At 59.4% G+C, this 13,819-nt stretch carries 12 protein-coding genes; 7 read left to right on the top strand and 5 right to left on the bottom strand.

The features are described 5' to 3' along the window. A partial coding sequence (locus H5U08_RS01630) for a hypothetical protein (RefSeq protein ID WP_297029465.1) occupies positions 1-883 on the top strand: 883 nt, incomplete at its 5' end. Between the two features lie 10 nt (positions 884-893). On the opposite strand, the gene H5U08_RS01625 is transcribed toward H5U08_RS01630, so the two are convergent. Continuing rightward, a complete protein-coding gene (locus H5U08_RS01625) occupies positions 894-2,195 on the bottom strand; it encodes a glycosyl hydrolase family 28 protein (RefSeq protein WP_297029462.1) in 1,302 nt (433 codons plus the stop codon). Between the two features lie 164 nt (positions 2,196-2,359). On the opposite strand from H5U08_RS01625, the gene hemG reads away from it, so the two are divergent. Further along, entirely contained in the window at positions 2,360-3,850 is a 1,491-nt protein-coding gene (hemG, locus tag H5U08_RS01620) for a protoporphyrinogen oxidase (RefSeq protein WP_297029461.1), read from the top strand. Between the two features lie 968 nt (positions 3,851-4,818). Here hemG and H5U08_RS01615 read toward each other — a convergent pair. Further along, a complete protein-coding gene (locus tag H5U08_RS01615; protein ID WP_297029459.1) occupies positions 4,819-5,559 on the bottom strand; it encodes a hypothetical protein in 741 nt (246 codons plus the stop codon). Positions 5,560-7,460: 1,901 nt separating this feature from the next. On the opposite strand from H5U08_RS01615, the gene H5U08_RS01610 reads away from it, so the two are divergent. After that, a complete protein-coding gene (locus H5U08_RS01610; RefSeq protein ID WP_297029457.1) occupies positions 7,461-8,036 on the top strand; it encodes a sigma-70 family RNA polymerase sigma factor in 576 nt (191 codons plus the stop codon). Between the two features lie 115 nt (positions 8,037-8,151). Next, positions 8,152-8,601 carry a hypothetical protein gene (locus H5U08_RS01605; protein ID WP_297029455.1) on the top strand — a complete coding sequence of 150 codons (450 nt, stop codon included), beginning with the start codon at positions 8,152-8,154 and terminating at the stop codon, positions 8,599-8,601. 26 nt (positions 8,602-8,627) lie between these two features. Here H5U08_RS01605 and H5U08_RS01600 read toward each other — a convergent pair whose 3' ends face one another. Further along, positions 8,628-8,849 carry a Flp family type IVb pilin gene (locus H5U08_RS01600; RefSeq protein WP_297029453.1) on the bottom strand — a complete coding sequence of 74 codons (222 nt, stop codon included), beginning with the start codon at positions 8,847-8,849 and terminating at the stop codon, positions 8,628-8,630. 350 nt (positions 8,850-9,199) lie between these two features. Between H5U08_RS01600 and H5U08_RS01595 the strand changes: the two genes are divergently transcribed. From H5U08_RS01595 to H5U08_RS01585, 3 genes are all read left to right on the top strand, one after another. Then, on the top strand, positions 9,200-9,574 hold the full coding sequence (locus H5U08_RS01595) for an acylphosphatase (RefSeq protein ID WP_297029451.1): 375 nt from the start codon (positions 9,200-9,202) through the stop codon (positions 9,572-9,574). 181 nt (positions 9,575-9,755) lie between these two features. Continuing rightward, the gene (locus H5U08_RS01590) at positions 9,756-10,727 is read left to right on the top strand and encodes a hypothetical protein (RefSeq protein WP_297029450.1); all 972 of its coding nucleotides are present in this window, start codon (positions 9,756-9,758) and stop codon (positions 10,725-10,727) included. 225 nt (positions 10,728-10,952) lie between these two features. Next, positions 10,953-12,086, top strand: coding sequence for a GNAT family N-acetyltransferase (locus tag H5U08_RS01585; RefSeq protein ID WP_297029449.1), 1,134 nt, complete (start codon positions 10,953-10,955; stop codon positions 12,084-12,086). 48 nt (positions 12,087-12,134) lie between these two features. Here H5U08_RS01585 and H5U08_RS01580 read toward each other — a convergent pair whose 3' ends face one another. Further along, positions 12,135-12,605: a hypothetical protein gene (locus H5U08_RS01580; protein WP_297029448.1), complete on the bottom strand. Its 471-nt coding sequence runs from the start codon at positions 12,603-12,605 to the stop codon at positions 12,135-12,137. A gap of 79 nt (positions 12,606-12,684) precedes the next feature. Further along, positions 12,685-13,716 carry a DUF1559 domain-containing protein gene (locus H5U08_RS01575; RefSeq protein ID WP_297029445.1) on the bottom strand — a complete coding sequence of 344 codons (1,032 nt, stop codon included), beginning with the start codon at positions 13,714-13,716 and terminating at the stop codon, positions 12,685-12,687. Between the last annotated feature and the right edge of the window lie 103 nt (positions 13,717-13,819).

The raw sequence follows: 13,819 nt of genomic DNA, 5'->3' as shown, positions 1-13,819 counted from the left end.
TGCCTGTGAGCTGAAGGCCAATCTGACGCGGGCACAGGTGGGACAGCTTCTCCGGGCGGGATTGGGCGCTGCACAACTGGGGATTGAAACGTTTGACAGTGATCTCCTCAAACGCATTGATAAAGGTGCTCTGGGGGTTCAGAACCTGCAGACTTTGAAGTGGTTCACCGAGGCCGGCATCGACGTGGAGTGGAACTGGCTTTATGGACTGCCGGGCGAAACACCTCTCACTTACGAGCGCCTGGTTCAGCTCGTTCCGCACATCGTCCATCTCGCGCCGCCGCTGGGTGTGGGACGGGTCCGCATGGACCGATTCTCGCCCTTCTTTGAACATCCCGAGCGATTTGGAATGATCCGGCCCCGGCCGTTCCGGGCATTTCACCATGTGTACCCATTCAGCGACAAGGTTCTCCAGCGGCTCGCCTACTATTTTGAATTCGACTTTGTCGAGGGACTGAATCCGGACAGCGAGGCACGACGATTGCTCGCGGCCGTTTCCCAGTGGCGAGAAGATCACGCTTCGGCGCGCTTGACGATGCGACGCCATGAGGACGGCACGCTGCTCATCACGGACACCCGGCCAAAATTCGGCTTTCGGCAGCACCGTCTTCGTGGATGGGAGGCCGAGCTCTATTTGTTCTGCGATACGGCACGGGGTCCCGGCGCGATCCGGGATTGGCTCGCCTCACACCCGGAGGCGACCAGTGAGGAGTGTCATGGCGCACTTGAGCGCTGGCACGAGGAAGGCACCCTGCTGCGCTGGGATGATCGCTACCTTGCCCTGGCCGTCTGGGTTCCGGAACAGTCAGAGCTGTATCAGGCGGCGCGCAATGTGGAAGCCCGGATCGAGCAACATCGGGCCGAGCGGCACGCCCAGGTCTGAGAAGCGCTCGTTAATCCTGCGAGACTTTTTCCACGTTCGTCCACAAGAACGGCTGGGGATTCGTCGGTTTGGCTTCCACGTGGTGGAGATGAATCTCCCGACCGTCCCGTGCCCGGAGGACTGGTTGTTTGCCGCTGTTTTGAAGCACCACGTTTTCCAGAGTAAGCCGTCCGAACCGCGCGATATCGAGGACCGGCTGATCGGCTCGATCGTCTCTCAGGGCGATTGAGACGTTTCTCAGAGTGAGGTCGAACTGACGGTCTTTATCGCCCAAAACGCGAACGGGACGAGCAATACTTTGGGCACGAATGTTTTCAAACACCAGCCGCTTGGCCGGTTGGCCGGTCTGCCACACACCTTTTTCAAAATCGTACAGATAGACGGCATCGACGGTGTCCATTGTGCAGTTCTGGATGAGCCAGTCATCGCTGGGCAGCTTGGGATGGCGATCGGTCGGGGCGAAATGAACGAACGCCGACAACATGTTCGTGCGGGGCTGGCCCTTTTTGATCGTGATGCGATGGGGATACTCTCCCGGCCCCCAGAAGCGACAGTCATGAACCCGCAGGTGCACGCATCCCAGACGAAAACCGTTGCAGGAGGAATTGATCAGGCACCGGGCGACCTCGAAGTCCACATTGTCACACCCGGCCAGGCAGTCGTCGCCTGTCCGGAAATCGCAATCCAGGATCCGAAACCGCTGGCATGCCTGGGCGTGAACGCCATCGTGTCCGCCACGAAACTTGACGCCGCTGATTGAAAAATCTTCCGAATCGTTACACAGCACCGCGTAATTGCCCGCCCGGGTGATCGTCACGTCACGGATCGTGACATTCCGGCAGCGGACGAAACGGATGGCATGCGGGCCACGGAAACCCTCCTCTCCGCCGGGAATTTCGCAGTCCGCTCCGTCAATCGTGCCGGGACCTTCGATGGTGATATGCTCCGCATTTTCCGCGAACAGAAGCGAATCCGTCCAACGTCCCTGACCGTAATCTCGAAAATTGGGACTGCCCTGGAGGACGGCGCCTTCTTCCAGAAGCAATCGCACGCCGGATGGCAATTGGAGACGGCCGGTGATGAATCGGCCTCTGGGAACGCGAACCGTGCCACCATGCCTGGCCGCGGCATCGATGGCCTTTTGAAAGGCCTGTGTGTCCAGAACGTCATCGTCCGCGGTCGCTCCAAACTCCGTCACCAAATAGGTGTCCTTTTCCTGTGCCATGACTGCGCTACCGCCAAAACATCCAAGGGCCGCTGCCGTCGTCAACCCAAACAGGACTTGCCACGTAAAATGATGCTGAAGGACCATGGGAGGCTCCTTTCCGCACAAGTGCCGAGGTGGATGGATCGCTCATCGAGCGACGCCGTCCATCTTTCACGGTACACGCGAAAAAAATTCCTGAAAACATGGACTATGGTATAAAGATTCACATCGCCTAAAAACCGATACCTGCCAGAGTTTCCTTCGCTATCATGGTTGATCCTTTTCCTCGGACACACTGTGAACATCGGGCGCCGTCACGCGTTGCCATTTTGGGAGCGGGAATCAGTGGGCTGGCCGCCGCGCTGAAAATCCGGGAACTTTCTCCCCAAACCGACGTGGTCATTTTCGATCAGCAGACCCGGCCGGGGGGCGTGCTGGGGACGGTTCGCGAGGACGGATTCCAGGTGGAACGCAGCGCGGACAATTTTATCACCACGCTCCCCTGGGCCATGGACCTGTGCCGTCAGTTGGAGCTGGGCGAACACCTGGTGAGCACGCATCCTGAGCATCGCCGAGCATTCGTGGTATGGCGACGCCGCTTGCATCCGCTCCCGGATGGCTTCCTCATGATGGCGCCCTCTCAATTTTGGCCGCTGGCCACCACGCCGCTCCTTTCTCCGTGGGGAAAACTTCGCGCGGCGATGGAGTATGTGCTGCCGCCGCGTTTGGATGAGGGCGACGAAAGCCTCGCTGCGTTCGCACGACGGCGGCTGGGGCGGGAGGTCTTCGAACGGCTTGTGGAGCCCCTTGTCACCGCCGTCTATGGTGCGGACACTGAACGGCTCAGCGTCCTTGCCACGCTTGCCCGCTTTCGAGAAATGGAAAAAAAGTATGGCAGCCTGATCCGTGCGATGCGGGCACAAAAAGCGGCGCGAAAGGCGGGCAGGCACTCGGGGGCGAAAACCCCGCGGGAAAGTGGCGCCCGGTACAGCATGTTTGCCACGCTCCGCTTCGGACTGGAACAGCTTGTCGAAGAAATTGTGGCGCGATTGCCCCAGGACGCGCTCCGCCTCGGAACCCAGGTCACAGGGCTTGCCCGAAATGACTCCGGCTGGCTGGTGACGCTCGATAATGGAAAGGCCTTTCCCTGCGATGCGGTCGTGCTGGCGGTCCCCGCGTATGCCGCGGCTCGCGTCATCGAACAGTTGGATCAACAGCTTTCCCAGGAACTGGCCGGTATCACATACACCGGGAGCGTGATTCTAGCCCTGGCCTACCGGCGAGAAGACGTGGGCCATCCGTTGGACGGGTCGGGGTGCGTCATTCCCGCTGTGGAACGAAGTCCTCTTCTGGCGGTCAGTTTCAGCAGCCAGAAATATCCACATCTGTCTCCCCAGGGAACCGTCCTGCTGCGGGTGTTTGCCGGTGGAGCACGGCGACCCGACCTGGTGGCCGAAGAGGAGGGGCGGTTGCGGACGCTCCTGCGATCGGAAGTGGAGAAGTTGCTTCGCATCCAGGGTCAGCCGGTGCGGGAGTGGCTTTTCCGCTGGCCCGCCGCCATGCCGCAGTACGAGGTGGGCCATCTCGAACGACTCCGTCGCATCGAAGAGCGACTGGCGTGCTGGCCGGGACTGGCCCTGGCGGGCAACGCCTATCGCGGCGTCGGCATTCCGCATTGTATTCGCAGTGGTTGGCGGGCGGCCGGACGGGTGCTGGGACTGCCCGGGGAAGACCGCGAGTTGGGCACCTCACCGTTCTGACAGGCAGGGGATTTACCCCAGGGCCGGGGTGGGATCCGATTTTCCGGAGGGTCGGGTTCCACCGCGACCGGTAGTCCGTTTCGGCTCGGATCAACGCCAAGGTGGTGAAGGCTCAAGCCTTCACCGAAAAGCGGCGATGAATCGCCGCACTCCATGGAGCGCGAGGCTTTAGCCCCGCTTTCCGCGCGGGACTTCAGTCCCCGCCGGAGCCAAATCGATTATCGAATGTTGGTAAGCGGACCTGACAAGCAGGTCCCTCCGAGGGATGTTCCGCCTCAAAGGTTTTTTGACGAGGTCGGAGGGGCACGCTTGTCGTGCCCAGTGTCACATGCATCCGTGACATCAGCGGCCCTGGTAGGGGCAATTCATGAATTGCCCCTACCAAAATGGGACCGATTGGCCATGTGTGGACGTCCTGCAAGCGTCACTCATAAATTGCCCCACCGGTGAACCATCGTCGTGCCCGATGAATTGGCGTGGATCATCCAGGGTTTACAAGCGGACGTGACGAGCACGTCCCTCCGAAGACGGACCACACTGGTCGGCTGAGGTTGGGGCGGCTAAACCGGCCCGGTGCACACCCTCAAGAAAACAAATCACCCCGGCTGACCGTTTCTGACTTCCTGTCGAGTCATCTCGCGTGAAACCTGGGAGCGGCGTCGGTCGGTTGGTGGCGTGGAGGATGTCGGTTCCTCTGGGCTCCCGATGATTTCCGTCAGTGACTCGGCAAGGCGTCTTTCAGGTAACCGGGGTGATCACACTGGGGATTTTTTGTCAGGTGGGACGAACCGTCGGACTGAGTTGCTTATCTCACAGGTTGCATCGGGCAGGCTCGTCGTTTGCTCTTCGATGCTGTTGACTCAAGGTGGGAATCTCTCAGGCAGGAATTTTCAGGTGGGCAATTGAGGTGGGATTGACAGGTGGGATTGAGGAAGGTTGTTGTTGCAGGGGATCGTTCTTGACTTGACTCAGTTGTTCATGGCCACGTTGTTCATTTGCGGCGGGTAGAGGGCCTCGTTCCGCAGGCCTTCCAGGAATTTCTTGCCGGCCAGGTATTCGGCAGGGCTGACCCTGGTGATCTCCTCTCGCAGCATGCTGCTGAGAATCTCCACATTCTTGCGGACCTGGCTGTAGAAGGGGCTCGCAGGGCCATGGTCGCTGGGTTGTCGGGCGGCGAACAGTTCCTCAATGGCCGCTCGGTACTGGGCATAGCGCTCACCCTGGAGCACAGCAGGCCAGTGAATGGTGTGGGTTACAGGGTCCAGTTCCGCAGGGGTGAGCCGATGAGGCTTGACCTGGACGGCGGCCGTCTGCTGGGCGGGATGCTTGCTTTCGCCCGGGCTGGGGGTCGGCTTGTTCTGCAGCGCCAGATAGGTATCCCGGGCTTGTTTGCGGTCCCAGTACGTCTTGGCGTATTTCAGCGAGTTATCGATTTGGATGCCGTCGCATTCCAGATGGGCCTTGCGAGCCTGGGCAAGACTCACCTGGGCATCCGCCTGCGCTTTCACCATGGCGGCCTGGGCCTGGAGAAAACTTGCATACGCCTGAATGAGGGCCGCCTGACCTTTGGACAGTTCCATCTGGGACGCGGCAAAGACGTAGGTCTCATTCTGCCATGCCTGGGGCGCGGCCGCCTGGCCGAAGGCCTTGGCCGCGACCATCCCGAACACGCACACACAAACGACGGAGAGGGTGGTGAAACGTGTCATGGTACAGACTCCTTATGCTGGAAGGTTCCACAAATACCGAGACGCAACTTCACGCGACCAAAAACCGCTGCTTCCGGAAAATTCGCGGCAGTCTTGACATCTAGGGTGAATACCCTAGATTTGCTGCGCACTTTTTCTTGGGGAGGGTGAGCGTACCGCTCAAATGTCTTTCAGGTGGGATTTCTTGGAGGGATGGTAGGTGGGACTTCTTCCTGGCGGGTGCGAGGGCACTTCCTCGCTGAAGACGTGGGGGGCCTTTCTCAAGGTAGGTTCAGGCACACCCTGGGTTGGAAGATGTCATCGCTTCTTCTGCTGGACCGATCACCTCCTTTCTGTCGTGACTTGAGGGATTCCGCTTTTCGTCCTTCCGATGGTCCCTGCCATCGACCAAGCAATCACAGCCTCATCTCTCGGCAGGGAAGGGGTTGTCTCACATCGGGGTTAAGGATTCGTGTGTTCACTATGGCGGGTCGGCCGTCATCGTGTCTCGCAACGGCCTGGTTTTGTTTCGAGCGTCGACCTGGGAGGCCGCCGGACCCACGACAGCCTCCCAGGGCGGAGGCGGTGCCTCAGGGGGTCGGTCCTGGGCGGGACTTTGTTTGACCGACCGGCGGGAAGCGGATGCTCTTCGCATCCTGTGGCATGGAACGTGTTTTCACACTTGTTGAATGGGTCGGTCTCGCACGCACACAGTCATGGGTAACTCTCTCGATGGCGAGACCTCTTGTCTTCGACTTGCTTCAGGTGGGGTCCTGCGGAGTCGTGCCGACAGTCAAACGCAGGACATGTGTTCCAGGTGGGCCAATGGGGAAGGTGTTTTCTGGGGTGGAAGCCACGCTTTTGGCGGCGTGGCGAGTGGGGTTGTTGCTGCGAATCGTTGAGGGTTGTCTCGTTCCCCTTTGCTGTGCGATGGAGGATTTACAGGATCACGAGGTTTGCCGCAAGCCCAATTTTTCGCTTTGTGTTGCCAGGGCTTATTTTGGCGTTCCTCGGTTTCAACCCTCCATCCAGATTTATCGGAAAGATCGATTCAGGTGTTTCATCTTTTGTTTTCGGCGGGTTCGTTTTGTCCCGTCGTCCTTCTATCGTACAACCGGCCGGAACTTTTACCGAAAGTTTTTTCTGGCCGCAACGGCAGTTTTTCGAGAAATCGCCGTGCGCCGTGCCTGTTGTCTTGTAGGGGCCATTCATGAATTGCCCCTACCGAGACGCGAGTGAATTGGATTGATTATCCAAGGTTGAAAGCGGACCTGACAAGCAGGTCCCTCCGAACGAATACGGACCTGACAGGCACGTCCCTCCGGGCTGATGGGAAGGTCCGCGACCCCGTCGGCGGAGGAACAGGGCGTGAGTTGCACGCGGACGCGTTTTGGCGGAAGATGGCGTTTCCGGGGATCGGGTTGCAACCGGCCGACTGGTTCGCGCATCCAGAAAATTGAATTGGGGCCGGGGGCAGCTCCAGCAAGTGATGGGCCAAATATCGGGTATTCCCCCCAAGATGGTGCCCGCGGTTGGCCCAAAGCTCCAAAAAAGGGGTGACTTTTACATTACAACCGGTAAAATTGGACGGGAAGGGACGATAGACTGGTGAAGCGACAAGAGAGAAACCTGCCCCGCCTGAAAATTTCCCACCTTGGTTGTGCACCACCGACGGACGCGACACGGTGCCATCATTGGGTCCATCGCCAATGCGTATTACGGAGCGGAGCGAGGGACCATCAGAATAAGCCGGTTGAGTGAGTTGGGAACAGGAGACCGGGCTGAATCGGTTGGTCTAGCGAGGAATTGCCCACGCTGGCCTGGAACAGTTTGACCCTCCGTCACGGACGATGCTGAATGGCTGGACGCCAGCCCGCCGGGTTCTCCATACCCTTCATGGTCCGAGCGAGAGGAGTCCTACCATGGGAGCCGTCGCCGATTACGTTTCCGAAGTGCGAGGCTGGGCCGATTCTTCCCCTTCCCAGGCAACCAGGGACCGGACCGAGGAGTTTTTGGGGTATTTCACCCGGTATCACGGGCGGATATTCGGATACATTTTCAGTATGGTGCCAAACGAGCAGGATGCCCGGGACATTTTCCAGAAGGTGTGTCTTTTGCTCTGGCAGAAGTTTGAGAATTTCGATCGGGAAGCGGATTTCTTCGCCTGGGCCTGTGGCATGGCCTACAATGAGGTGAGGAACTATTTCCGCGTCAATTCGCGTTCGCGCCTCTCGTTCAGCCAGGAACTTCTGGATACAATGGCACAAGAGCGCGAAGATCCCGAGGAAAGCGACCGACGCCTGGAAGTGCTTCGCCGCTGCCTGGCGGAACTTCCGCAGCATGAGCGGGACCTGCTGCTGGAAGTTTATGCGGAAGGTCGCCCGATCCGGGAAATCGCGGAGCGACGCGGGAAGGCAGCGCAGACGCTGTACAACCGCCTCAACCTCATCCGTCGAAAACTGTTCGCTGAGGTTCAACAGGCCCTGGCCGAAAACTGACGTGGATGCGCACTCTGCTGAACGAGTCGTTTGCGAGCGGATAGTGCGCTTGCGGACTGCGCAAAGCAGGGGGTGATCTCGTCGGTCGGCCCATTGGAAAGATCCCGATCGAGCCATGCTCTCCAGCAAAACCCGCGATGAACTTCTGACTCTTCTGGATGCCCTCGTGAATGAGACAATCACCGCCGAGGAGCACCGTCGGCTGGAAAGTCTCCTGCTGGCAGAGGCGGAGGCCCGCGAGCTGTTCCGGCAGTACGTAGGGCTGCACTGCCAGCTTCGCCAGCTGGCCCAGAGTTGGGCAGAGGAGAAACTGGCACGGCTGACGGAGGCGATCGAATCCGGTGCCCATCTGCCTCCCCCGGTGCCTGCCCCGGATTCCCCGCGTCCTGGTCTCATCTATGGCGTCATTCTCAGCCTGCTGGTGGGCTTTGCGGCAGGGGTGCTCTGGTTCCGACACCTCACCGCGGACAATCCTGTTCTACCCTCAGACAAATCTGGCCAGCCGACGACGACGGTCAGTCAGCACCTTCCGCCGCCGGACTGTCTCCCTCATGATGCCCTGTGATCCGTCCGCATCCGGGCACGGGGGCCCTAGGGGATAAACCCGACTGCCTGAAGGTCGCTGATGATCCCGGACCATAGCCCGTTGGTCTGGCTTCCCACCTGACTAATCGCGCCGATCATGACGGCTATGAGCAGGGCCAGCATGACGGCGTACTCCACAGTGGTCGCGCCATCCTCCTCGCCGATGAATTGGCACTGGGGACGCCGTAGCGGACGTTTTCGCCGGAACGAAAGAAAAGAATCACTCATGGGATCGTCTCACCAGATGGTCATGCACGTTGTGATCCTGAGAATTCCCGCGCGCCGCCTCCCGGGCTGCCGCCCGGTCTTCTGGCACGCTGTCGCGTGAGTTTGAAAAGCTGTCGGCACACGGGTTTTACAGGAAAAAGCTCTATAACAAACCTAGTTTTTTCCAGAAGGGGCGTCAAATGACGGGGGGGCGACCCGCCTGGGAAACCCGATCAGTAATGAGACCTTAATGTGGGGGCGGCCGTCCATGCTGGTGATGGCAGGGAGCAGGGCGCTGCTTTCACCCTGCGTGACGCTCTTTTCGTCGGTGTCCTGCCCCTTCCATAATGGAGGGAAGAGAGGGAAGAACGGTGAGGGCTGTTGCCCCGGCCATGCGGCGACAACAGGTCGCCAGAGAAATCTGCCGGGATGCGATTCCACGAGCAGCGAGCAAACAGGCGCGAATTATGGAACAGCGGGAGATTTTCTTTTCGGGAATGGTTCAGGGAGTGGGTTTCCGCTACACGACGCAACGAATTGCCGCCCGATATCAGGTCACGGGATATGTGGAGAATCTTCCGGATGGGCGCGTTCACCTCGTGGTGGAGGGGGATCCTCAGGAGATTGATCGGTTCGTGAGCGAGATTTACCAGCATCTGGGGGGGTTCATTCGCTCGGCAGACGTGAATCGGGGACCGGCCACGCAGAAATTCCAGAGGTTTTCCATCCGTTACGGCACGATGTGAGAACACCTATTTCCACCACGCCCGAGCATTCGCCAAAATCTGGCAAAATTCCTTCCTGTGAACCACAATAAGAAGGAGAGCGTAACGCGAAACACGCAGTGGCCGGTCATCAAAGTTGTGTTTCTGGTGAAAAATAGGGGGCTGAACCCCCCTTGTGGTGCATTTCTCGCCTATGTGGACCATGAACGCAAGCCTCCCCGTAGCGGATTGGTTGAGCTCGCTCCAAACGCTCTTCGCGATGCTTCCGGTGTGGATCAAACCCCTGTGGATCGTCGCGTTGGGCGTTGTGGCGGCGGTGGTTGGACTGTGGGTGGCGCTGGCCCTCTTGGGACGGCTGGCCCCACGGGTGGCCGCCATTTTGCGGACAACCAGCAAGGAAGCGACATCGCAGCCCCTCTTTTACATTCTTCTGTCGCTGGGGATTGTGATGCTGCTTCTGTCGCCGATTCTTCCCTACAACACGTTCGGGGAGGACATCAAACTCCTCAAAGCGGAGGGGTTGACGTTCATCAAGCTGCTGGCGATTGTCATGGCGGTGTGGACGGCCAGTGTCTCCATCGCGGAAGAAATCGAAGGCCGCACCGCCCTCACCGTGCTCAGCAAACCGGTGGCGCGGTGGAAGATGCTGATCGGAAAGTTTTTGGGCGTGATGCTCCCTGTCACGGTGATGTTCATCGTGCTGGGAGCGCTGTTTTTGTGTGCGGTCTCCTACAAAGTGAAGTACGATGCGCGGGAAGTCTCTCGTCCTGACCCCACCGTCGAGGAATGTCGTGGGGAGATTCTCCAGAGCGTCCCCGGTCTGGCGCTCGCTTACCTGGAAGCCCTCGTGATGGCCTCCGTCGCGGCGGCCATTTCCACCCGATTTCCGCTCCTTCCCAATCTTCTGGTGTGCGCGTCGATTTACGCGCTCGGCCATCTTTTGCCGACGGTGGTCATCGAAACGGCGGATCGCCTGGAGTTTGTGGCATTTGCGGCGAAACTTCTGGCCGTGGTTCTGCCGGGATTGGAATATTTCAGTATGGAGACGGCGATCGCCACCGGACGGCCGGTCTCGTGGGATTATCTGGCCCTGGCCGGGCTGTACAGCCTCGTTTACATGGGGTTGAGCATGGTCCTGGGGCTGCTCCTGTTCGAGGACCGTGATCTCGCCTGAGAGGGCCTTCTCGAAAATCCCGGACCGGACCGGTGTTGCTTTTGGGCAGCACGAACTCGTCGGGGAAGGATTTCGTCAACACTCCCGTCGCCATTCCCCAGGATGATGCCGCGTCTTTTGGCAGGCCAGTTCGCGCATTTTGGGCCAAAGGCACGGCACTTGCAGATGACTCAAGGCGCGGTTACCTTTTCATGAGATTCGTGCCCCTGAAGGATGTTCCCTGCCATGGTCCATGTTGCCGAAATCACCCGGTGGGACGAGCTCGTCTCGCTCCAGCTTGTCTGGCGCGAACTCTGGGGGAAGACCCGCAGGGCGACATTCTTTCAGAGTTTTGAGTGGTTCTCGGCCGCATGGAAGCACTTCGGCGACACGCAGAGTTTCCGCGTGCTCGTCGTTTCCAGCGGAGACAAAGTGGTCGGCCTCTTGCCGCTTGTCCTCCGTCGGGAGTGTTCGCGACTGGGGGTCTTCCATGTTCTGACGTATCCCCTGGACAACTGGGGGGACTTTTTTGGGCCGATCGGACCGCATCCCACAGCGACCCTGCTGGCCGGGCTGCGCTATCTTGCCGACTCCCGTAGAGACTGGGATGTCCTCGACCTGCGATGGGTCGACCAGGACCGCTGCGATCATCTTCGCACCCCGATGGCCATGAAGCAGGTGGGGTTCGTGCCGCTCATGCAGATCTGGGATCGGTCGGCCGTGATTGACGGACGTATCGGTTGGGAGCAGTACTGGGCCACACGCGGCAGCAAGTTTCGCAACAATCTGCGGCGGGCGGAGAAACGGCTGCTGGCGCGGGGTCGGGTGGAGTTGGTGCGCTATCGTCCCGCCGGTGCGGCCCGGGGCGACGACGATCCGCGGTGGGATCTGTTCGATGCATGCGTGAATTTAGCATCCCGCAGTTGGCAGGCTCACCAGGATCAGGGCAAAACACTCTCGCATGACTCCGTCTATGGTTTTCTCCGTGAAGTCCACGAGGCCGCGGCCAGGCTCGGCTGCCTGGACCTCAATCTATTAACCGTGGATAATCAGCCCGTCGCCTTCGCCTACAACTACGTCTGCGAAGGGCGTGTTTTCGGCTTGCGGACCGGATACGATCCCGACTGGGCCGACGCGAGCCCGGGAAATGTGCTCAAATTGTGGATGATCCGGGATTCCTTCGAGCGGAACGACGAGGAATTTGATCTGGGACCTGGGTCGCTTGCCAGCAAAGAGGCGTGGGCGACCGGTTTCGTGGAAAGTTACCGCTATACGTATTTTTCGCCCCGGTCTCCGCGGGCCCAGCTTCTCCGCTGGAAGCGCTGGTGGGATACCCGGCTGTTCTCGACCGAGCAGCTTCTCGCCCGGCGTTCCGCGTGAGGATTTCCCTCCAGCGATTCCCCCGTCTCGCCCCACGCAAAAGCCCGGTTAGGTGCCCGGGGAAGACAGGCTGATCTCCAGGGTTTGCTGACCCTGGCTGGTGATGGTCACCTTCTGATTGTTGCCCTTGGCGTTGGGGGGAATCTGGGGAGCCGCCTGGACTTGTTGTCCTCGAGCCGCCATTTGCGCCATTTCTTCACTGGTCTTGGGAAATTCCATTTTGCCCCCGCCGGTCACGGAGACGATCTTTTCCCCGGGAAGGACCCCGGAAATCGAGAATTTTCCCTCCTTGATGGGGCCGCCTGCACTGGGACCCTTTCCGTCGGCGGGCGAGAGCGTGATGTAACCTTCCTCGACGGGACGGCCGTCAAACGTGACCGTGCCGGAGACCGTCACCCCGCCCGACCTGCCGCATCCGGAAAGAGTGACCAGGACGAATCCGCCGAGAACGACCATCGCTCGGGCAAAACTTGCGAGAATTGATCCCTTTGTCACGCGGAAATGGTGTGAAACGCTCATGGTTCTACCTTCGATCCGTTAGCTTAACCCTGTTGCCGTTTATCAGTGTACATGCCGATTATGTTGACCCACTTGGAATTCAGAATGCCTGGAGGGTTTCCTGACCTGCTCTTGTTCCGAGGTAGCGCCACGTGAGCAGGTCGATCGTGTTGCTGAAAAACCGGACAGAACCGTCCGCCATGCCCACGTTGACACCGCCGGGATGACGGCTGCGTGCTCCCGCATACGCCCGCGCAGCGCTCGGGGTCCACCAGGCGTTGCCACCAATACTCACGCAGGGTTCGGTGTAAATCGTATCGCCCTGGTTTTGCGGGCAGGGGCCGATGATTCGGTCAGGCGCGGTGGAATTGGGAGTGATCGCGTTGCTGTACAGCGCTCCCCCCATGTTGCCGTAGATGATGCTGCCAATGGGCCCGCCCCACCAGGTCACGGTGGGCATGATGCCTTCGGAAATCATCGTTGTGTTGGACGTTCCGTCGATAATCTCGGCCATTCGCACACCTCGGGTTTCCACACCTGCCCCTGTATCAAAGCTCTGGTTGTGCCGGACGGCGAAGACACCCGGCTTCCAGGGCCCACTGGTTCCGTCCTGCACATCCTCACCATACATATCCCCGGAGCCCACACATCCGCGATAGTTTCCCCGATAGAATCCGTAGGCATTCGTGTTGAGTTCATTTCCCCACGGGCCGCCATCGCTGGGGCAATTGAACACGGGAATACGCGTATGGCGGGCTGTGCGAAGTCGCGTGTCGTCACCGATCGGTCCGTTCGGTCCAGGATAGCTGGTCACATAGCCCCGTTGCGGCAGCGTCCAGTAATTCTCATAAACGGCCTGCTGCTCGATGTAGGGAAGAATCAATTCCGTCCACGTGTAAGTGTCCCAGATGTCGTACTTTCGGGCATAGGGGAATTCGTTGAACTTGTCATGAAAATTGTGGCAGCCCAGCACAAGTTGCTTGATGTTGTTGACGCACTGGGAACGGCGCGCTGCCTCTCTGGCAGCCTGGACCGCCGGCAGGAGCAACGCAATAAGAATTCCGATAATGGCGATCACCACGAGCAGCTCCACCAGCGTGAATCCACGCCTTCTGAAATCACGTACGTCCATAGAAGAACCCTCCTTTCGAAGAGAACCCCGGTCACTGAAAAAGATGACGAACACCAGTCCCCCCTGATGTAATGCTACTCTGTTGACACATCGGCAGCAAACC

This window comes from Thermogutta sp. (assembly GCF_014359955.1).
In the GTDB taxonomy this organism is placed as follows: Bacteria; Planctomycetota; Planctomycetia; order Pirellulales; family Thermoguttaceae; genus Thermogutta.
The sequence above is the reverse complement of the archived record's forward strand: the minus strand, read 5'-3'. Positions and strand labels throughout refer to the sequence as shown.